Origin of the sequence: Aliivibrio sp. S2TY2, assembly GCF_028765525.1 — a bacterium.
Taxonomy (GTDB): Bacteria; Pseudomonadota; Gammaproteobacteria; order Enterobacterales; family Vibrionaceae; genus Aliivibrio; species Aliivibrio finisterrensis_A.
Map to the genome: position 1 here is coordinate 450777 of NZ_JARACS010000001.1, position 20443 is coordinate 471219.

Annotated in this window: 19 protein-coding genes; 15 read left to right on the top strand and 4 right to left on the bottom strand. The window is 37.8% G+C overall.

The genetic code is table 11. From position 1 onward, the window contains the following. The first annotated feature begins 52 nt into the window (after positions 1-52). From PVK63_RS02050 to PVK63_RS02080, 7 genes are all read left to right on the top strand, one after another. Positions 53-1657 (top strand): BCCT family transporter, encoded by a 1605-nt coding sequence (locus PVK63_RS02050; RefSeq protein ID WP_130086801.1) that lies wholly within the window; start codon positions 53-55, stop codon positions 1655-1657. A 135-nt stretch (positions 1658-1792) separates the two neighbouring features. Then, entirely contained in the window at positions 1793-1927 is a 135-nt protein-coding gene (locus PVK63_RS02055) for a hypothetical protein (RefSeq protein ID WP_274439821.1), read from the top strand. A 125-nt stretch (positions 1928-2052) separates the two neighbouring features. Next, positions 2053-3246 carry an SIR2 family protein gene (locus PVK63_RS02060; RefSeq protein WP_130086802.1) on the top strand — a complete coding sequence of 398 codons (1194 nt, stop codon included), beginning with the start codon at positions 2053-2055 and terminating at the stop codon, positions 3244-3246. Continuing rightward, positions 3247-5043 (top strand): ATP-binding protein, encoded by a 1797-nt coding sequence (locus PVK63_RS02065; protein ID WP_130086803.1) that lies wholly within the window; start codon positions 3247-3249, stop codon positions 5041-5043. Between the two features lie 321 nt (positions 5044-5364). Continuing rightward, entirely contained in the window at positions 5365-5934 is a 570-nt protein-coding gene (locus tag PVK63_RS02070) for an SLATT domain-containing protein (protein WP_130086804.1), read from the top strand. A gap of 206 nt (positions 5935-6140) precedes the next feature. Next, a complete protein-coding gene (locus PVK63_RS02075; protein WP_130086805.1) occupies positions 6141-7025 on the top strand; it encodes a bacteriophage abortive infection AbiH family protein in 885 nt (294 codons plus the stop codon). Between the two features lie 413 nt (positions 7026-7438). Beyond that, positions 7439-8701 carry a hypothetical protein gene (locus PVK63_RS02080; protein ID WP_130086806.1) on the top strand — a complete coding sequence of 421 codons (1263 nt, stop codon included), beginning with the start codon at positions 7439-7441 and terminating at the stop codon, positions 8699-8701. 188 nt (positions 8702-8889) lie between these two features. Here the strand turns inward: PVK63_RS02080 and PVK63_RS02085 are convergent, their stop codons facing one another. Together PVK63_RS02085 and PVK63_RS02090 are read right to left on the bottom strand one after the other, a co-directional pair. Beyond that, a complete protein-coding gene (locus PVK63_RS02085; RefSeq protein WP_130086807.1) occupies positions 8890-9867 on the bottom strand; it encodes a phosphotransferase in 978 nt (325 codons plus the stop codon). Between the two features lie 34 nt (positions 9868-9901). Continuing rightward, positions 9902-10360: an RNA methyltransferase gene (locus PVK63_RS02090; RefSeq protein ID WP_060990765.1), complete on the bottom strand. Its 459-nt coding sequence runs from the start codon at positions 10358-10360 to the stop codon at positions 9902-9904. Between the two features lie 94 nt (positions 10361-10454). Between PVK63_RS02090 and PVK63_RS02095 the strand changes: the two genes are divergently transcribed. Next, the gene (locus PVK63_RS02095) at positions 10455-10928 is read left to right on the top strand and encodes a LabA-like NYN domain-containing protein (protein WP_130045289.1); all 474 of its coding nucleotides are present in this window, start codon (positions 10455-10457) and stop codon (positions 10926-10928) included. Positions 10929-11091: 163 nt separating this feature from the next. Then, the gene (locus PVK63_RS02100; RefSeq protein ID WP_130086808.1) at positions 11092-12474 is read left to right on the top strand and encodes an alpha-amylase family protein; all 1383 of its coding nucleotides are present in this window, start codon (positions 11092-11094) and stop codon (positions 12472-12474) included. Between the two features lie 102 nt (positions 12475-12576). Here PVK63_RS02100 and PVK63_RS02105 read toward each other — a convergent pair whose 3' ends face one another. Then, a complete protein-coding gene (locus tag PVK63_RS02105; RefSeq protein ID WP_130086809.1) occupies positions 12577-14568 on the bottom strand; it encodes a methyl-accepting chemotaxis protein in 1992 nt (663 codons plus the stop codon). 301 nt (positions 14569-14869) lie between these two features. On the opposite strand from PVK63_RS02105, the gene hinT reads away from it, so the two are divergent. From hinT to PVK63_RS02130, 5 genes are all read left to right on the top strand, one after another. Then, entirely contained in the window at positions 14870-15220 is a 351-nt protein-coding gene (gene hinT, locus PVK63_RS02110; RefSeq protein WP_130045292.1) for a purine nucleoside phosphoramidase, read from the top strand. A gap of 66 nt (positions 15221-15286) precedes the next feature. Continuing rightward, positions 15287-16684 carry a COG3014 family protein gene (locus tag PVK63_RS02115; RefSeq protein WP_130086810.1) on the top strand — a complete coding sequence of 466 codons (1398 nt, stop codon included), beginning with the start codon at positions 15287-15289 and terminating at the stop codon, positions 16682-16684. After that, a complete protein-coding gene (locus tag PVK63_RS02120) occupies positions 16684-17073 on the top strand; it encodes a YcfL family protein (RefSeq protein ID WP_122035087.1) in 390 nt (129 codons plus the stop codon). The genes PVK63_RS02115 and PVK63_RS02120 overlap by 1 nt, the downstream gene beginning before the upstream one ends. A 45-nt stretch (positions 17074-17118) precedes the next feature. Next, positions 17119-17709 (top strand): penicillin-binding protein activator LpoB, encoded by a 591-nt coding sequence (lpoB, locus tag PVK63_RS02125; protein ID WP_122035085.1) that lies wholly within the window; start codon positions 17119-17121, stop codon positions 17707-17709. Between the two features lie 176 nt (positions 17710-17885). Beyond that, positions 17886-18224 carry a YggL family protein gene (locus PVK63_RS02130; RefSeq protein WP_130045294.1) on the top strand — a complete coding sequence of 113 codons (339 nt, stop codon included), beginning with the start codon at positions 17886-17888 and terminating at the stop codon, positions 18222-18224. Positions 18225-18324: 100 nt separating this feature from the next. On the opposite strand, the gene PVK63_RS02135 is transcribed toward PVK63_RS02130, so the two are convergent. Continuing rightward, entirely contained in the window at positions 18325-19068 is a 744-nt protein-coding gene (locus tag PVK63_RS02135) for a class I SAM-dependent DNA methyltransferase (RefSeq protein WP_130049339.1), read from the bottom strand. A gap of 445 nt (positions 19069-19513) precedes the next feature. Here PVK63_RS02135 and PVK63_RS02140 point away from each other — a divergent pair, with 445 nt between their 5' ends. Beyond that, complete coding sequence (locus tag PVK63_RS02140) at positions 19514-20350, top strand: phosphotransferase (protein ID WP_130086811.1); 837 nt, start codon at positions 19514-19516, stop codon at positions 20348-20350. Positions 20351-20443: the final 93 nt, after the last annotated feature.

Genomic DNA, 20443 nt, shown 5'->3' on the forward strand with positions numbered 1-20443 from the left:
CCTTATATTCGTCTAGGCGTTCGCTTAATTGAATATCTGAACATTATCATTTATGGGTTTTAAATCAAAAAAGTACAGTATTGAATCGACAGATTATGAAGTCGGTCAAGATAACATTAGTAAATGGGGCATGGATGTCCATAACACCGTTTTTATGGCCTCAGTTGGCTTATCTCTTCTCTTCATTATCACTCTTCTCGCACTACCACCGACAGACGCCAAAGCCGCGATTGATTCCATTAAAGGCTCAGTGTTAGCAAATTTTGACTTCCTCTTTATGTGGGGAGCTAACCTATTATTAATTTTAGCCATTATTATCGCGTTTTCACCTTTGGGTAAAATTCGTTTAGGTGGCGAAGGTGCAAAACCAGATTATTCAAAAGCCTCTTGGATCTCGATGTTATTTGCAGCCGGTATGGGTATTGGGCTTATTTTCTGGGGTGTTGCAGAGCCAACCGCGTTCTTTACCAACTGGTTTGGAACCCCACTTAATGTAGAACCTTTTACAGAGGCAGGTCGTGAACTTGCACTAGGCGCAACCGTCTTCCATTGGGGTTTACATGCGTGGGCTATCTATGGCATGACGGCACTTTGCCTTGCTTATTTTGTTTATAACAAAGGGTTGCCATTATCAATGCGCTCGGTGTTTTATCCACTATTAGGGGATCGTGTTTGGGGTAAAACGGGTGATGTGATTGATATCTTAACGGTATTAGTTACCTTGTTTGGCCTTGCAACGTCTCTTGGTTTAGGCGGCTCGCAAGCGGCGAGTGGTATTAGCCATGTTTTTGGAATGGAAAATAATATCTATCTTCAACAGGCTATTATCATATTGATTATGGGCTTAGCTATTATTTCTGTTCTACGTGGTATGGATGGGGGCGTTAAGTTTCTTAGTAACCTGAATATGGTTATTGCCTTTATCTTCCTTGGTCTGATTGCTGTGCTGAACTTCACAACCGTATTGGATTCATTAGTTACGGCATTAACGGGATATGTGAAAAACATTGTTCCATTAAGCCAAAACTCTGGCCGTGAGGATACCACTTGGTTACACGGTTGGACGGTGTTCTATTGGGCGTGGTGGGTTGCGTATGCACCTTTCTTCGGTATGTTCGTAGCACGTATCTCTAGAGGCCGTACCGTTCGTGAATTCCTGCTTTGTGTCATGCTTATTCCGACAGTGGTAACAACCGCTTGGATGTCTATCTTCGGCGGCGTGGCGATTCAACAAGTTATCGATAAAGTTGGATTTTTAGGAGCTAAGCAAGGTATTACGGATGTCTCTTTAAGCTTGTTCCACATGCTAGATGCTTATCCGTTTGGGGATATTCTATCTTTTATTGCCGTAGCACTGATTATCGTTTTCTTTGTGACCACGTTGGACTCAGGCTCTATCGTTATTGATGGCATGACAGCGGGTGGTAAATTAGAAGTACCTGTTAAACAGAAAGTGGTTTGGGCTGTTATCTCTGGTGCTATCGCGATGATTATGTTGTGGATTGGTGGTACTGAATCTATTCAAGCGCTGCAATCCATCACCATTATTGCAGCAATGCCGTTTACAATTATTCTATTGCTTGGCAGTGCAAGTCTACTTAAAGGCCTATTGACGGAAGTTGATAAGCCAAAGGCAGCCACTAAGCGAGTTAATTAGTTAGGTTAGCTTAGTTTGTAGCTAGATTAAGAGCTAAAGTAAAAGTTAGATCTACAATAAAACTCTCTGGTACTTTGTGCTGGGGAGTTTTTTTATAGAATTCACAAACACTAAACATGCAATAACAATGCAGCTATGGCTCGTATCAGTGAGCTTACTAGCGGCGATCCTGATGCATTACCAGATATTGAGTTTGATGAATTAGAAATTTTAACTGATCAGGTAGAAGAATGCGAAAATGAACATTGTAAAGTTAAGTTATTAATTTGACTTATTTTTACCTTATTCTAGGTTACATAAGGTCTATGTACCATTTTTACACAATGGGCTTTGACTGAATTCATTTAATACATTTACTATTCGATATACCAGTATCAACTCAGTTATGATTATAAATGGCATCTATTCCTCTAAATGAAATCTACCAACATAAATTGAACTTTCTTATCGGTGCAGGAGCTTCTAGTGGCTTATTTCCTACATTATGGCTACCTATCAAAGACTCTGATGATGAAGAGAAGAATGAAACAATAGAAACACTCGCAACCAAACTAGATCATCTAGGAGAGCAATTTAGGAATCATCACGCTTTGCTATTTATGTACTACTACGAAAAAATTATCGAGCCAGTGTGTAAGTTTCAGCTTAGTGATGTTCATATTCCTCATGATGAAGAATGTACAAAAGACGATCAGTGCAAGGTTTGTGAAAAAATAAAATTCAGAAAAGAGACTATCGAAAATTATGAAATATTCATTGACTCTATTGTAAGATTGTTACAACAGAAGAATGACTTCCAAAGACGTTGTAACCTTTTCACTACTAATTATGATGGCTGTGTACCATTAGTAGCAGACAAGTTGATTAAAAAGGGGAGTCTTGAATTCTGCATCAATGACGGCGCGAGTGGCTTTATTGAAAGATCTCTATCAGCACGAAACTTCAATAATTACGTGTGTCAATCTGGCGTATTTGGACGAAACTCATCTGATATCCCACAACTCAACTTTATCAATCTGCATGGCTCTGTATATTGGCGTAAATCAAACGACACTATCAAGGTAGATTACAATTCATTTGATACAGCGGTGATAATTCCAGAAGAAGCTCGCGACGGCCTTAAGCAGCTAAGTGATATTCTGAATGATGAAAGCAAAACAACGCAAGATGTACTAGCTCTTAACGTGGAGCTTAATGAAGACATCAGAACTATTTTTTGGGATTCTTACGACAAGCTCCCTATTGTCAACCCTACCAAGTGGAAGTTTCATGAAACTGTCTTTGAGGAGCATTATTACCAAATGCTTCGCTTGCTTAGTTATCGTTTGGAAGAGCAAAATTCGATTTTAATTAGCTTCGCTTTTTCATTCGCTGACGAACACATCCGCAACTTGATTAAACGTTCACTATCTAACCACAAACTACAAGTATTCGTTTGCTGCTTTAACGACAAAGAGCATGAAACTATGTATGGCTACTTTAGTGGTTATAAAAATGTCACACTAATAAAGTTCGACGATGAAAAATTAGACTTCACGAAGTTCAATAAAGAAGTATTCAATGCTGATTTGCTTAGAGGTTACGAATAAATGAGTATTAATGTCGGTGAAGTAATTGGGGTTCGTGGTACTCAAGTATCTTTACGCATCTTTGATGAATCAAGCCTAGAAACTATGTTTCACGACGGTAAGAAGTACAAGGGTGTTTCTATACGTGAATATATAGGAATAAAGCGTGGCTTTTGTATCATTGTGTGCATTGTGGAAGGTGAGTATCTGGATGAGCAGCGATTTGAACGAGAAGACAACAAAGTTCAATACATACGTAAGGTCGAAGCTAAGCCCATTGGTTACTTTGAGCAGAGTAAATTTAAAGACGGCATAAAACTAATGCCGATGATTAAAGATAAAGCTTATCTACTCAACGAGAGCCAAGTGATAAGCATTTTTAGTCAGGGAACAGATGGTACATTCAATATTGGGAAAATGTTGAAAGAGGAGCTACGTATATCACTTCCGTGGAACAAAATTTTTAATAGCCACGTTGGTATTTTCGGCAATACTGGTAGTGGTAAATCAAACACCCTCACTAGGCTGTATGCTGAGTTATTTTCAAATTTTGAAGAAAAGCTGATAGGAAAAAGTCAATTTCTTTTGATCGATTTTAACGGTGAATATACTGGTAATCAGCTTATCAAAGATCTTAATAACAAAAAGTCATTTAAGTTAAGCACTGGTAAAAAGGAAGGTGATAAGTTACCGTTAGCAAGTGAACAGCTTTGGAATACTGAAATATTAGCTCTGTTATTTCAGGCAACTTCCAATACCCAGACTCCATTCATCAACCGTGTTATTGAGCGAAGAAAGAAGGACAAAAAGAAAGGCGAGAGCTTAAAGGATTACATCATAGGTACGTTTTACTTATGTTTTGTTAGTCCAGCACAAAATAGAGATTCTTTAGTTCATCTTAAGGTTATCGCAGGGCATCTTTCAAACGATCTTTTAATAGAGAAGCTAAGTAACATTTTTTGGTTTGATAAAAGTTCGAAATTTGCATGTAAAGGGGGGCCAAATTGGGAATATTTTGATTCTAATGAGGGTTTTACCGCCAACCTGAGACCAATTTTAAATGCATTAGATCCAATAGAGATTGATCCTTTAGATGAACTGATTGTGCGTATTAACCTTCAATTACTTAGAGATTTATCATTCGGACATATCCAATTTGAACATATTCAGCCTCTTTTGAAGAGAGTTGAAAGTGCTGTAAATGACCTACGAAAAATATTTATCATCAAAGAAAATGTAAATAATGATTTTAAGTTGCTGAATGTTGTTTCGTTGAGAGGATGTAATCAAGCATCTAAGAAAATTGTACCTTTGTTGCTGGCTAAGATGTTTTATCAAGAACACAGAGATAATGTCGATACTCCACCTAAAAATACTTTGCACTTCATCATTGATGAAGCTCATAACATTTTGTCGCAACAGTCAAATCGTGAGCACGAGGTCTGGAAAGATTACAGACTGGAGATGTTCGAAGAGATCATAAAAGAGGGGCGTAAATTTGGAATGTATCTAACATTATCAAGTCAGAGACCAGCAGATATTTCATCAACGATAATGTCTCAGCTTCACAACTTCTTTATCCATAGGCTTGTTAATGACAAAGATTTGTTCTTAATCGACAACACAATTAGTACGCTAGATCGCATGTCAAAAAGCTTGATACCGAATTTGTCAAAGGGATCATGTGTTGTGACTGGCACTGCTTTCGATTTGCCGATTGTAATACAGGTAGATTACATAGAGAGCAAAGAAAGCCGTCCAGCTAGTGATGATGTTGATCTTACTGAACTCTGGGGAGTTGTTGAGAAAAAAGAATAACTGTAATTAAGTCATTAATCTTGGTAGCTGATACCAGAAAGAGGGACACTATGATATGTTCCTTTTTCTATTCTGGAAATTAGTTGTAGCTTAATTTTATTGTTTATTGAATACACATAAATTGCATTTACTCAAAGCTTTAATTCGGTTTGTTCAAAATTCTCACAGTTAACACTTTAGACTTAGAAGGTATCTATTGAGTATTAGATTAAAACCTATTAACAAGTAAATAGTATAATTTCATTTGTCTTGTTTATAATGATATTCATATAAAAAATATATAATATGATAACTCGCTTTAATTCAAATTTTTAAACTATAATGAAAGATATTAATTCCAACAATAATGATTTTTTAGTACCAGAGCTTATTTGCGTACTTAATTCTTGGCTAAATCGCTGTAGAGAGGCTCGTGATGGACATTATAAAAGAGCTGAAGCCCTTTTTGACCGAGCACAGTTTTTAGGATATGTGCTTATATACTCAACTGTTTTTGTCACTGTGTTCTCGTTTTTTTCACTCAATACTCCAGAAGTACTTTTTTGGGGCATCACTAAACAACATATAGTGGTATTAGTTGGTTGTATCGCGGCAGTTATCTCTGGACTAGTTACGCAGGCAAGATATGGTGAGAGAGCTGAAATTCATCGGTCATCTGGTGCTCGTTACGCAAATCTAGCGCGGACGATAGAAGCTCTTCAGATAAAAATTAATACAGGACTTATCGATAAGAATGATATTGAGAGCCTATCTAGTTCGATCATTTTAGAGTGGAATAATTTGTCTGAGGACTCATTATTAACTCCACACAATGAAAGTAAGTCAAAGCTAATGTTTCATGGTTTTTTTGCATTAATGTTTGCTGTGATATTTTTTGTTGTCGCCGTTTAGTGGTTACTTTGAACTGTTGCTTAGTCTTAGTCGAATTATATATGCAGGTACATTTTAAAGCCTCATGAACTGTTTTAACTTTGATTATCCAACTGTTTATATTGAGTATGTACGAAAACTTTAATTGAGAACTTAATTATCTTCGATAAAACAACAATTGATCAAGCAGCTACTTTTAGTACTTATTTAATGATGGAGAGTTTAGATTGACAACTTTAGTTATCATCGGTAATGGATTTGACATACAAAATGGACTGCCTACAAGTTATTGGCACTTTCACAAAAAATATAATCATCAACTAAATGAACGATTTGTGTATTTTCCTGAGTTTTTTGATGACCAAGAATGGTCTAATTTCGAGGAAAATTTAGGAGTATTTGACGAAGATAATTTTAGAGAGAGTGAAGCATGGGTACCCAGTATGAATGACATGATAGAGTCATCTAAATACGTGAATGGGTATAATGACGAAATATCTCAAAAAAGTGATGAACTAGTAGATGATATAAAAAGCGCATTTACAACTTGGATTAGGAAGGTAGATGTAAAGCAAGCAACGAAGTTTATGGAGTTCCCAAAAGGGTTTAAATTCATAAACTTTAACTATACGTCTACTCTTCAAGATGTATATTTAGTATCAGATGAAGATGTGCTGCATATCCATGGGAAAGCCAGATGGGATGTGAAATTTGGGCATGGTATAGGAAATGGTAATCAATCATCGTCTATGGCACAGAATGATGATGAACCTTGGTTTGAGGAGTCGTATCAAATCATGGCAACTGTAACGGATAGATTTCATAAGCCAGTTCATGAAATACTCGAAGAGCATAGAGGAAACTTAGAAGGATATGGTAATGTTACAAAGATCATTGTAATTGGTCACTCTATTAATGATATCGACATGCCATACTTAAAGTGTATTTTAAATGCTTATCCAGATGCCGTGTGGAGGAATTGGAATCATAAAGGTGAAGAAAATGATGGAGTATCAAATACACATGATAAATTGCTGAATATTGGGATTCCTATTGATAAGTTGTACTCTCTTTCATCTAAAAAGCTAGGAAGGGCTTATCCAATTAGCTGATATATTCTTTCCCTCTTAGTAATAGTATGTAAATATCTTGAAAATGGCAGTGAAGGTGACTTGTATTTATTTTCAAAAATATTGTTTGAATAGTGATTAATGACTGAAAACAACTTAGCAATACTGTAGGTAATTCGTGAAACGCTAATTTAGCAAAATCACGGGCACGTTTATGCCTTATTTCTACTTAGTGCTTTTTCTCGTTCATATCCTGTTAATGGATTTTACCTTACTAAAAGTTATCCGAATCCAGTAAATAAAGAAGTTATACTTTACGAAGTAATCGACCCTATTAGTTCTTCCACTAAGATGTTAATTTTATGTTGAAGCATTAAAAGAAGACAGCATCATAGCAAAAGACAAGCAACGTCTAATGCTATTACACAATTATCAACGTAGGCTATATGCAAATTATGAAAAAAGTAGTATTGCTTGGAGCTGGTTTTTCCTATGACTTAGGCATGCCATTGGCGTATGAGCTAACAGATGTATTTATAAATGTGTTTAGTGAAAAAAATGCGAAAGAGCTTGTGGAGTTAGTCTACCAACAAAACAGCAATGAAAATTCAAGGCCTATTAATAGAGCGGCTTTGAATGAAGCGATGCAAATGGTTCTTGATTACAAGGGAAGTAACTACGAAGAGTTACTAGCAAACATTGAAAGTTTAAGTGACATATATAGCAACAAGACTCAATCAGATCGTGACTCATATCATTGCTTGTTTAGTGTCCTATACAGCATTATCCATTTAATATTGTTCTATTATCAGGTCGTTTCATTTTCCTTAATGTACCCCAAAAATAAGGAATACTTCTGTAAGATTGAAAATCTTCTAAATAATGATGAGACATGGGTTTTTACCTTGAATCATGATATTTACTTTGAATGTTTAGCATTGGATTTCAATATTCCTATCACATATGGTGATGATAAAAACATTACGTTCCCTAAAAGTAATATTGAAATGGATAAAATCATTGAACTTACGTACCAAGAAAGAAGTAAGTTGTTGGAATACAATTCATACTTTAAAGATGAGCGAGGTGTTAATTTAGTTAAACTTCATGGAGGCCTTTCAGAACTAGAATATGACGATGGACAAAAAGTTTGTAATCAATCGTTAAGTGTCTCCGATTCAAATGAGTTAATGATTGATTTTATGAATATCCACGAAATGGGATACTATGTTGATAACTGCAAAGTTCCATCAGGTAAAGATAGGGTTATTACCGACGTAAATGGGGAGCTTGATATTATATGTCAGTCAATGTTGACTGGTGGAAATAAGTATAGTCGAACCACGAATGATAAGGAAGGTGAAGAAAAACTAAAGTTATTCAGCGAGCAAATATGTTTAGCAGATGAGGTTACAGTTATAGGTTATGGTTTTGGGGATAAACACATCAATAATCGCCTCTCCAACGCTATGGTTAAAAATGAAAATCTAAAAATTCAAATAGTGGACGCAATTTTCAAACCTATACCTGAGTCATTAGAACAGTTCGATTATGATAGAAGAATTAATAGAGCAACCTGTAGCGCAGCTCATTGGATGGATTATTTAGAAAACGAAGAATGGAATAAAGAACAAATGGAACATCTAAAGAACAACGTAACCATTAGAAAACAAGTCTTAGATGGTGTTAAACGTCTTTTCCCAATATCAAAAATGTAGGAATTCTACTTGTTTAATAACATTATAATCAGTATGGCATTTTAATTCCGAGAAACTAAGATTCTTCCATACTTGAGTTAATATATCTTTTTTAATTTTAGCAACGTTACTAAATCATTTTTGTCCAAAGATAAGCTAGTCACTAGAATCCACATAAAAAGGTCGTTCACTGCGACCTTTTCTTTTTTCTACAACACCTTCAACGCTCTCTCTTTAAGCCCCTCAGTATACCCATTAATCTTCCAATGCTCTGGGCTCCAGCCTTTTACAAAGCGTTGGAAATCAGCCCAAGCAATGCAAAACAATGGTCGCCATTCTTGCTCAATATCGTTACTTGCCTCGGCGTGACCTAAGCGCAATAGGGCGATGTTAAGTTGCGTAAAGTAGTGATCCAGTAATTCATTCTCAAGCTCTGCGCACTGTTCTGGCATAACCGCGCTGCTGATAAATAAAATCACATCCTTCATGCCACAGCCTTTTCCTATGTATTGGAAATCTACTGCAGCTACCTGATTACCATCTTCAGAAAAACAGAAGTTTGCTAACTTAGCATCACCATGTACCAAGGTTTGGTAGCGGCTGTTTTTAAGTGCTTCATCAATATTAACTGCGGTTTGCTTTAATGGTAAATCCGTTAAGGCTTCAAGCTCATCAGGGCGTGTGTCTAAATGCCAATAAGTGCCAGTTTGCCATAATCCAATCGGTTCGACATTCATGTGTTCGGCATGAAAGTTTGCAAGCCAAGTTAAGCAGGCTTTGGTTTCATTTATTGAGGCGCTGGTTTGTAATGGTCCAGTTTTTACGATTAGAAAACCACAGGTCGATAAATCTTCCAATACTAAGATGAGCTCGTTATTGCGCTGCTCAACGTATAAACAGCGCGGTACAGGACAATGGGTAGAAACTGCATTGGCGTAATCTTGATACCAATTGAGTTCCACTTGGTATGAGTCGAGTTTACGTTGGTGTGATAAATCCGTATTCCAACCTCTAGGATGCACTTTAGGCTTGGGTAACGTGATTTGTTTGATGATAACCGAGGAGGTAGGGGCATTGCATAAATGCAAACGCACCAACTCCCCATAACCGCCCCACAAGGTTTGTAGGGTATCGGTTTGGGTAATTGATGCGTTTTCGAAACCCGAAATACGTGATAAATCAAACATGTCGAGTTCCTTTATTCATCTAGCTTAACGTAGATTACTTATGGTTTGAGAAGTTTTCGCCTTTTGCCATGCGATCATACATGATCACGTTCACAGCAGCGGCTAAGTTCATGCAGCCATTAGTTGGTACATAAATAGTCTCACGGCAGAAATCTGTGATCTCTTTCTTCAATGTACCATCTTCTGGGCCAAAAATGTAAAACGCACGTGGTGGGTGCTTGTAATCTGGCAGCGGTTTTGCGCCTTCAATTAAATCAACGGCCACAGGCACACAATCTAAAGGAATGATGTCTTTTAGATCTTCAACGCCAATCAATGGCACGTTAAGATGCTGGCTTTTTGTATCCGTACAAAACTGTTTAGCGATATCGTAACGTCTGCCCGTGTAGAATACCGAGTTTACGCCATAGCAGCCTGCCGCTCGCATTACCGAGCCTACGTTTTCAGGTGTTTTTGGGTTTACCAATCCAATACAAGAGTAGCCTTTAGTCATTTTACCGTCTTTCCAATACAAAATTTGCGCGAAGTATACCTAAATTAAAGGGATTCATATAGACTCATTGGATAATTTCCTAGGAAGGCGAAATATGAAAACCGTTGCGATTCTTGTTGATGTACAAAATATTTATTACACCACGCGTGATGTTTACCAACGTCATTTTGATTACAACGCATTATGGGCAAAAGTGACCGATGGCCGTAAGGTGGTTGGGGCTAATGCGTATGCGATTGCGCGCAGTGATGACAAACAAAAGCAGTTTCATAATATCCTTCGTGGTATTGGTTTTGATGTAAAACTTAAGCCTTTTATTCAGCGTCGTGATGGATCAGCAAAAGGCGATTGGGACGTAGGTATCACCCTTGATGCGATTGAGTTGGCAGAGCAGGCGGATATTGTGGTTATTTTATCTGGCGATGGGGATTTTGACTTACTCGTTAAGCGAATTCAGTCACGTTTTAATAAAGAAGTTGAAGTGTATGGCGTGCAAAATTTGACCGCCAATTCACTTATAGAAGCCGCTGATCGCTTTATCCCAATAGAAGATAACTTGTTATTATAGAGTAAGTTACCATTAGTATCCTTTACGGTATCGCTATAGAGTACTGCTTATCTTTCTCTTCTACGCCTAAGATCTCCTACTGGATTTTACCGATTAAGGGAGGAGGGAAGGAAAATGGGAACTTTTTATAATTGAATGATGTTATGTAATGGATAAAAAAATAATGAACCAGCAAACACAATGCCATTCAGCTGAAGTGCCAGCGATGAGTAATATAATCCTACATGCTTTCGATTGGCGCTATGAACACATCACAGAGCAAGCAGAATTGATTGCCCGTTTGGGTTATCGCTCTGTGCTCGTTTCTCCTGCTATGAAATCATTAAGCTTGCCATCAGGCACCCAGTGGTGGCAGCGCTACCAACCGCAAGATTATCGTCTTATTGATAACCCTCTTGGCAATACGCTTGATTTTACACGCATGGTAGAGCGATTGGCTGAGTTAGGGTTGTGGGTTTATGTTGATGTGGTGTTCAATCACATGGCCAATGAATCAGACATTCGCGCTGATCTTGAATACCCAAATCAATGGGACAGGGAAGATTACGCTCGTAACCCTGAGAAGTATGAAGCGTTAAAATTATTTGGTGATTTATCTGAGCCGCTATTTACTGAATCTGACTTTGTCGAAGCCTTTGGGATTGAGAATTGGAATGATAAGTGGGAAGTGCAGAACGGGCGTATTTCAGGTGGGCCTCATGACCCAGGTTTACCAACGTTAGCAGATAATGCTCATGTTATTGAGCAGCAACGTTCATACCTAAAGGCGCTAAAACAGATTGGTGTGAAAGGCTTTCGTATTGATGCCGCCAAGCACATGAGTTTAGAGCACCTTAGCAAAGTGTGGGATGATGAGATCACCCATGATATTCATATTTTTGGTGAGATCATTACCGATGGTGGTGCAACCAAAGAAGAGTATGAAACCTTTTTAAATCCATACCTAAAAGAAACAAAGTTAGGCGCTTATGACTTTCCTTTGTTTAATACCCTTTATCAAGCACTAGAAAAAGACGCCTCTTTTACAAGCTTAATTGACCCGTACATTTATGGGATGGCAATGTCTCCACTGCGCGCGATTACTTTTGCGACCACTCATGATATTCCAAATAACCAAGTGTTCCAGTCGCTTGTGATGAGTGAAGCAAATGAGTGGCTTGCGCATGCGTATTTGTTTGGCCGTGATGGTGGTATTCCTCTGATTTATTCTGAGCTTGATGTCAGTGGAATAAAAAATGTTGCAGGTGAGCCAAGATGGAAAGATGAGTGGCATTCTGAACGCATGGCAACGCTGATTGCTTTTCATCATGATATGTATGGTGAGCCACAAAAGCACGTCGCTGCAAGTGATGATCATTTGATCTTCGAAAGAGGGGAAAGTGGCATCGTGGCAATCAATAAATCTGCTCATAATATTGAAGTGAATATGGCGGTAAAATCGGATGTGGTGTGGCTAGAAAGAACCTCGCACTGCTATTACGCACCTCAACAGGGAAACCTTCGATTCTTTATTCCTGCAAACTCGTATCTGTTGTTTTCACGTTAGTCATTACTAAAATAGAAGTAATAAGAAGCAAGCATAAAAAAGGTGGATAATATATCCACCTTTTTTGTTTTTGTCGTTTGGTTACCTGCTTAATTAACTAAGCTAAACCTTAAACTGATGCACGATATCACTTTGTTGGTGTGCCAACTCATTCAATGTTGAGCTGACATTGGCAATATCATTCATTGCGGTTTGGTTCTCTTCTGCAATGTGGCTAATGTCTTCAAGACTGCGTGCAATTTCAGTTGTGGTTGCACTTTGCTCGTTAGCTGCTTGAGAAATATGGTTACTCATGTGGCTTATCTCATCAATTAAGCTTTGGATCATTACCATTGCATTATTGGCTTCGTTTGTTTGAGTAACACTCTGCTGCATGTCGACTACACAGCTTTCAATCACGGTAGTTGTGGTTTTAGAGCTGGATTGAAGGTTGGCAATCATGACTTCAATCTCAGAGGTTGATTTTGCAGTACGTTGAGCAAGAATACGAACTTCATCGGCGACTACGGCAAAGCCACGTCCTTGCTCACCTGCGCGCGCTGCTTCAATCGCGGCGTTCAGTGCAAGTAAGTTAGTTTGCTCTGCAATGTTATTGATCACATCGAGAATAGAACCAATTTCACCGCTGACTTTTTGTAAATTACCTACGGCTTGTACTGATTCATCAAGGCGGCTTGATAGCTGTTCAATGGTTTGCAAATTGCTTTGCATCACTTGTTGACCATGCTCTGAAGCGGCTTCTACTTCTTGTACTTTAAGTAGGGAGCTTTCTGAGCTTGAGGCAACTTCAACAACTGAGTGTTCCATTTGAGTCATCGCCGCGGCGACGCTAGTGGTTTGTTCGCGTTGACTTAGCAGTTGTTGTTTTGCTCTTTCAGCCGTTGAGCTGTTGTTTTGAGCAACCTCGGTCAATTCGTCTGAGGCACCACTGAGTTGCAGTAGTACTTTTTGTAAATTATCAGCCAGTGTATTGATGTGACGAGAAACACGACTGAATTCGGTATTTCTTTTGGTTTCAATTCGTTGAGTCATATCACCAGAAGTCAATGACTCTAAAATACGTAGCATATTTTTTAATGGTGTGCGAACTGATGATGCAAGGTGATAACCAATAAAGGTCGCAAGCAATGAAACCACAATACCTAATACAATCGCTTTATATACGCTTTGTTGATAGATATCTTCAGCAATTTGCAATGATTGTTGTAAGTCTTGATTTGCTAATTCATTAAATGAGGTTAATAAAACAAGCGCGCTATCAATTTGGCGTGCCAGATTAGAGATATTGCTATAAAGGGTATCGGTCGCATTTAGATAAGCAAAGTGTGTATTTAGGATGCCTTCTTTTTTACCGACTTCATTACTAAATTGATTCACAGGATCATCAAAGGTTTCTTTCAACTGAGGTAGCTGATTTACCAAACCGCGATACGCGTAGTTTAAATGGGTAACGGCTTTTTTGTTTTGGTTAACGGCTTTTTTTACAAACTCAATATCGTTGCTTGCTAGTGCGTCAGAGGTGATTAATTCTGCATCTTCTAGTTTAACAAAGTAACTTTTTGCCATCATTTTAACGGCAATGCTTTCTTGGTCGTTAACGTATTCCTTCATACGAACACTTAATTCAGTGTAAAGGCGTTGGAAGCTACGGATTGATTTCTGTTTTTCATCTTCAGCAAGTAATAGAGCTTGGTAGTTATTCATGGCTACTCTAGCTTCTGTGAAATACGCTTGTTGAATAGCGGTGAGTTCAGTTCGTTGCTGAGCGCCGGTATTCTTTTGTTCTGCTACCGTTGTTAAGCGCTTAAAGGTTGAGTTAAATGTTTCTTGTGCTGAAGTGAACTGCTCTCTTGACTGTTGCATTTGAGAGGGATCGCGTGTCGTTAAAAAGTCTTTAAATGATTTGTCTGCAGCAAGAAGGGCAACGCTCGTTTCGTTGGATAAACTGACCAAAGGTAATGATTCAGAAGAAACGGATTTCATTTGAGTGTGAATATTACTCGTTCCATTGAGCATTAGTATAACCGTCGTTATAAACAGGATCACAATCAGTGAAAATCCTGCATACATTCGACGTACTACCGAACTGTTCATGTTCTATCTCTCTTATATAATAATTGTATTAAATGTAAAGCTTAAGCCTCAGTGGTGAGACTCTGTCTTAATATGATGACAATATTATTGATAGTATGATTATTTAGTATCACTAATTGTGACAATATCTATAAAAACGACAATTCGTAGCGAGAGGTGACTCTCAAATTTTAAATAGTTTTTTATGTATTAAGAAATTATTTGTGCTGAACTTATGATTCAAGTGATTGTTTTCGACAAATTTGTGACGCATACTAGAGCTAATAGTAAATAAAAAACTGTGTTTTATTGGAGAAGCTTCATGGCTGAAGAAACGATTTTTAGTAAAATTATTCGCAAAGAGATCCCTGCGGATGTGGTTTATCAAGATGATTTAGTTACTGCGTTTCGTGATATTAACCCGCGTGCGCCGAGCCACGTATTGATTATTCCTAATAAGCTTATCCCGACAACAAATGACGTAGAAGCTGAAGATGAGCTAGTCATGGGGCGTTTGTTTACTGTAGCTAAGAAAATTGCGATTGAAGAGGGTATTGCCAAAGATGGTTACCGCTTAATTGTTAATTGTAATCCTCATGGTGGCCAAGAGGTATACCATATTCATATGCACCTTGTGGGCGGACGTCCATTAGGTCCAATGCTATTAAGCTAATAGATCGCTAATATAAGGCTCCGATAGTTGGGGCCTTACTTTTTCAATCAAGAGCATTCTATTTTAATGACATCGATATTAAAAAAAACCATTGTATTGTCTTTTACTCTGCTAATGACAGGGTGTGCGAATCTGTCTGTCGGTAATTTGTTTAGTCATTATTCTGCACAAACGGATGACACTTATCAGCTAGTTAAAAATGGTGACTCTAAACTTGCCTATAGTGAAGAGCCTATTGAGATCGGCGGTCCTATTCTCGATAACTTAGAACGTGGGCGAGTGGCTTTACTCAGTGAGCACTACACGGTCAGTAAATCTGATTTTGAAACCGCAGAGCAGGCGGCAAGAGTGCAAAGCGATCAAGCGGTTATCTCTGTTTCAGATTCGGCGAATCAAGTTGGTTCGCTGGTAACGAATGATAATTTAATTGACTATAAACCGGCGGATTATGAGCTCGGTTATTTGCACTTGTATCTTTCACTGAATTATTTAAAGAATAATGATTTAGACGGTGCTTTGGTTGAAGTTCGTAAAGCAAACTATATTCAAGAACAAGCCAAAAGAGATCGTGAGAAAGACTTACGCTCTGCAGAGAAAGAAGCAAAGAAACAAGGTGTTGATGCGAATGTCGGCGCGATTTTAGCTAATTATCCTGATGTGGGTGATAAGCTGGCAGCGGTGCAAAATGGCTATTTGTTCTACTACTCTGGTTTGTTATATGAAACGAACCGTAATTACAGTGATGCGTATATCGACTATAAAAGAGCCTTAGCCGTTGCACCGAATAATAAGACGGTTATTGAATCTGTACAGCGTCTCGCTCGACGTCTTGGTATGCGTAATGATATTCGAATGCTAGAGCAGAAGTATGGTGAATATCAGGTACCTAATCGAACGGATAGCCGTGTCATTATTATTGATGAGCAAGGTATTTTGCCACAGCTTTCGGACTGGCGATTACGATTACCAATGTGGGATAGCCAAGGTAACTTTGTTCAATACAATCTAGCTTTGCCTTATTATAAAACGACAAACCGTGAAGTTTTCACGCCACTTAAAGTGAATGATAAAGCGTTAAATTCAGATCCTGTTGCTGATGTCACCTTGATGGCTCGTAATGATCTGAATGAGCGTATCCCCGCAATGGTTATTCGACAGGCTTTACGTGTTGTAGCAAAAGATGAACTACGAAAAACATCAAGAAACACCAAAGAGGAAGAGCTCGCTAATGCAGTGTTAACTATTTTTAACTCACTGACAGAGCAACCAGATACGCGTAGCTGGCAAACATTACCGGGTGTGATTAGTGTAACGAGTAAAAATATTGAGTCTGGTGAGAATCAAATTCAATATTTAGGGAATGAACTAAATTTTACAGTAAAAGATGGTCATACCGTGGTGGTTTGGGTCTCTAGGCAAGGAAAAGCTGTCACATGGTGGCATAAACAGTTAGGAGAAATATAATGAAGAAATGGCTTATCGTATTGTTACTACCATTGGCACTAGCAGCGTGTAGTTCAAGTCAAACCGCTGGTATTAGCGTAGACAGCAGTACTCAGAAAGTATTATTTGGTGATAATGTACTTGGGCATCGTTTATCGGTTGAACAGATAAGTACACAAGACAACAATGGCTTGGTTCGAGGCATTGTGTCAGTTACAAGTAAATTCTCAGGGGATCAACAACTTCAATACCGTTTTTATTGGTATGATGCTCAAGGGCTAGAAGTGAATGGTTCTGATTCACCTTGGCGTACTTTTATTGTTCGTGGTTTAGATACAATGAGCATTCAAGGTGTGGCTATAAAGCCTGAAGCAACTCAATTTCGTGTTCAAATTCGTACATTAGAATAACCTTCTATAATTTAAGATAGAAACCACTTACTAGAGGTAAATAAAATGAAAAAAAGTGTTGTTGCATTATTAGGCTTGGCTGTATTACTCGGTGGTTGTTCTAATAAAGTAAGTTACGGTGATGCTCAAGCGGTTGAAACAACAACGGTAGACTTTGGCTCAACGGATCTACAAAAGATTGCGGGTGAAATGACAGAAAGCATGTTGTCTTCTGGTGCTGTTGCTCAAATTACTCAAGGTAATCGTCCAATTGTTTTTGTTGAGAGTATTAAGAACAAAACAAGCGAGCATATTGATACTGAATCAGTAACGGATTCAATCAGTACTAAGCTACTTAATTCTGGTAAGTTCCGTTTCGTTGATATGGATCGCGTAGAAGCGGTACGTTCACAACTTAACTTCCAAAACAACGATGAGTTAGTAAACCAAAATACAGCGATTCAGTTCGGTAAAATGGTTGGCGCTCAATACATGCTTTATGGCAACCTTTCTAGCATCGTGAAAAATGCAGGTAGCGACAAAGACGTATATTACAAAATGACAATGCGTTTAATGGATCTAGAAACTGGCCTTATCGAGTGGGCTGATGAAACTGAGATCCGTAAACAACAAGAGAAAAGCTTATTAGGTTGGTAATTACCCAACGTTAATTGATAGCTAAAGAAAGCCAGAGTAGGTAACTGCTCTGGCTTTTTTTTATTAAATAGAACAGCTAATTAGTTATATTGGCTGATCTATTTATGAAAACAAAGCTTGGGTAAACCTGACTAAAGGAGTATAAAGGTAGTAGATAAATCAAAGAGAGAAATGTCATGAAACTGAATAAGTTAGAAAACAAAAATCGTCGTATTCGTAAGAAATTATACTTAGGTGAATTTGCGATTCTTGGTTTTGAAGTAAGCTGCGCTACTGAATTTAAAGACTTTGACCAATACGATGCATTTGTTGATGATTTCATTGATTACATTAACAGCATTGACCTATGCTTTGGCGGCGGCGGCCTAGAGCTATTTGAAGGCTTTATCTGTTCAACTGAGCGTTACCGTTCAGCCACAGCAGACGAGCAACTTCTTGTGGCTAATTGGTTAGATAGCCGTCCTGAAGTAAATAAAGTAGAGCTTAGCGAATTGGTTGATGCTAACTACCTATAATCTGTACTCAGAGATAAGATTATTCTGAAGATGAGTTAAATAAAAATCCGCCTTTAATGGGCGGATTTTTTTGTTTGTATTGCAATAATATGTATTAAAGTTATTTCTTCACACAAACCACAATAGCATTACCTGAGCCATCATTTAATGGTGTGATTTTTTCATAATCATGCTCAAACATATGAACGTCAAAGTACGGTTCTAGCAAAGCGTTAAGCTGTTCAAAATCAACCGCAACCATAGGGTGCTTGTCGTCCCAAACCTCTGTTACGCCATCCGTTGTTTTTTCTATTTTTAACAATAGGTGTTGTTGCTCACCTTCGCCACAATAGTTCCAGCCTGATTGGAAGCTAAATTGGCTGCCTTCGTGCTCTGCCGGATGTTTTACAAATGAGCGATTGTCGATTTTGTTTCTTGCTACAGAATTAAAGCAAAGTACGCCTTCTGGCTTTAACGCTGCATGAGCGCTTGCAATGCATTCAGACAGTTTTTCAATATTCGCATTGTAGTGAATCGAGTAAAGAAAACAGGTGATTAAATCCAATGGTTCTTCAACCTTGAAGTTACTCATGTCATGCAAAATAAACTCAGCTTCAGGGTTACGCTGCTTTGCAATATCAAGCATAGGTTGGTTTATGTCTAACCCTTTTGCCTGATATCCATAATTAATAAAATGTTTAACATGCGGGCCTGTACCACACGCTAAATCTAGATAATCTCTTCCTTGATTACCAAAGATTTGATGTATACGGCGAACAAAGTTACTTTGCTCTTGATAATCGATATCAGCACACATTAAATCGTAATAGCCAGATAAATCAGTATATAAAGCGTTAGAGGACATTATAGTCTATCCAAAATAACACCAGTCTACTTTAAGTGTTTGATTAACCGCTTATTTGGAAAGGTATATAATACCAATCGTAGTAAATAACTGTTCATCCTAACTGGTTAAAATGCTCGATAACTACGTTGAAATTTTTGATTGTAGAATAACTACTTATCGAAAAACTTCGCCTTGTTCTCAAGCATTTTCCCTGCGTTATTTCTGATCACTTACTTACTGTGATTGGTATAAGAAGTACGTCCGATGAGGAACTGTATAATAGTTAACCCTTAAAGAGACGCGTAGGGCGCGGATAATAATCCAATTTATTAGGTTTGAATAGCGAAAATTATTAAGATTTTAAAATCAATTTTTAATGCAAATTAGAGACAGAATAAAAGCGCTTGGTTAATTGTGATAAACTTTTATAAGCTTATGTTATTACGAGATTTATGGAGTAGAGATGGATATTAATTTTGATGGCTTTGGGTTAAATACTAACAAAGTATCGTTACTGTCTGGTGGATTAACTAATGCCTGTTTAAAAGTCGAAGCGAAAGAGGGAACTTTTGTCTGGCGTCCAGTATCTGAGCAAGCGAAAGTACTTGGGGCAAATAGAGACAAAGAACAAGTCATATTAACAGCATTGCAAACAGTGTCTTTTGCTCCCAATGTTTACGGCTCAAATGATGAGGGTTTATTGGTTGAATGGTTTAAGGGTGATGTGATTGAGCTGGATAAAGCCAAAGACGTTGCGGTTGAACTATTAGTATCAGTTCATCAACTTGCTTTGGATGGGTTTAACGATGAAGTTAAAAATGATGTGATGAGCTTAAAATCACGTATTTTGAGTTATTGGTCATCATTAGAACCAGAAAACCAAACAAGTGAAATGCAAGTTTATGTTGATTACTTCTCTCAAGAAGAAGAACTGCCTTTATTTACTCCTTGTTTATGTCACTTCGACATTGGTGCTTATAATATTATTGTCAAAGAGAAAGGGTATGGGTTGATTGATTGGGAATACGCTTCTATCGGAGAACCAAGCCAAGACTTAGCAACCATGATCATTGCTAATCAGTTCGATGCTGATGAGGTTATTCACCGTTATTGCCTGCTACGAGGTTTTGATGAAAACAAATGGAAGCAAGCGGTGAATAAGTGGACGCCTTGGGTTTTTTTTATGGGGGCGTTATGGTTTTCTCTAGGCCATCAGTTACTGAAAGATGCGTGCTATCAAGAGTTGGCTGAACGAGAAATGAGCAAGTTAAAGAAATTAATGCCATTAATTAAAAAATAAATCGGCAATTATCTAGGCTAGATCACTGTTCTCAGTTTTGCTTAAGTTAATGGCTTTAAAACCATAATTTTCATGGTAGATTAAATTTACTTA

Coding starts and splice junctions, on each gene's coding strand:
- PVK63_RS02050 (WP_130086801.1), top strand. CDS start 53: ATGGGTTTTAAATCAAAAAAGTACAGTATTGAATCGACAGATTATGAA.
- PVK63_RS02055 (WP_274439821.1), top strand. CDS start 1,793: ATGGCTCGTATCAGTGAGCTTACTAGCGGCGATCCTGATGCATTACCA.
- PVK63_RS02060 (WP_130086802.1), top strand. CDS start 2,053: ATGGCATCTATTCCTCTAAATGAAATCTACCAACATAAATTGAACTTT.
- PVK63_RS02065 (WP_130086803.1), top strand. CDS start 3,247: ATGAGTATTAATGTCGGTGAAGTAATTGGGGTTCGTGGTACTCAAGTA.
- PVK63_RS02070 (WP_130086804.1), top strand. CDS start 5,365: ATGAAAGATATTAATTCCAACAATAATGATTTTTTAGTACCAGAGCTT.
- PVK63_RS02080 (WP_130086806.1), top strand. CDS start 7,439: ATGAAAAAAGTAGTATTGCTTGGAGCTGGTTTTTCCTATGACTTAGGC.
- PVK63_RS02085 (WP_130086807.1), bottom strand. CDS start 9,867: ATGTTTGATTTATCACGTATTTCGGGTTTCGAAAACGCATCAATTACC.
- PVK63_RS02090 (WP_060990765.1), bottom strand. CDS start 10,360: ATGACTAAAGGCTACTCTTGTATTGGATTGGTAAACCCAAAAACACCT.
- PVK63_RS02095 (WP_130045289.1), top strand. CDS start 10,455: ATGAAAACCGTTGCGATTCTTGTTGATGTACAAAATATTTATTACACC.
- PVK63_RS02100 (WP_130086808.1), top strand. CDS start 11,092: ATGAACCAGCAAACACAATGCCATTCAGCTGAAGTGCCAGCGATGAGT.
- PVK63_RS02105 (WP_130086809.1), bottom strand. CDS start 14,568: ATGAACAGTTCGGTAGTACGTCGAATGTATGCAGGATTTTCACTGATT.
- hinT (WP_130045292.1), top strand. CDS start 14,870: ATGGCTGAAGAAACGATTTTTAGTAAAATTATTCGCAAAGAGATCCCT.
- PVK63_RS02115 (WP_130086810.1), top strand. CDS start 15,287: ATGACATCGATATTAAAAAAAACCATTGTATTGTCTTTTACTCTGCTA.
- PVK63_RS02120 (WP_122035087.1), top strand. CDS start 16,684: ATGAAGAAATGGCTTATCGTATTGTTACTACCATTGGCACTAGCAGCG.
- lpoB (WP_122035085.1), top strand. CDS start 17,119: ATGAAAAAAAGTGTTGTTGCATTATTAGGCTTGGCTGTATTACTCGGT.
- PVK63_RS02130 (WP_130045294.1), top strand. CDS start 17,886: ATGAAACTGAATAAGTTAGAAAACAAAAATCGTCGTATTCGTAAGAAA.
- PVK63_RS02135 (WP_130049339.1), bottom strand. CDS start 19,068: ATGTCCTCTAACGCTTTATATACTGATTTATCTGGCTATTACGATTTA.
- PVK63_RS02140 (WP_130086811.1), top strand. CDS start 19,514: ATGGATATTAATTTTGATGGCTTTGGGTTAAATACTAACAAAGTATCG.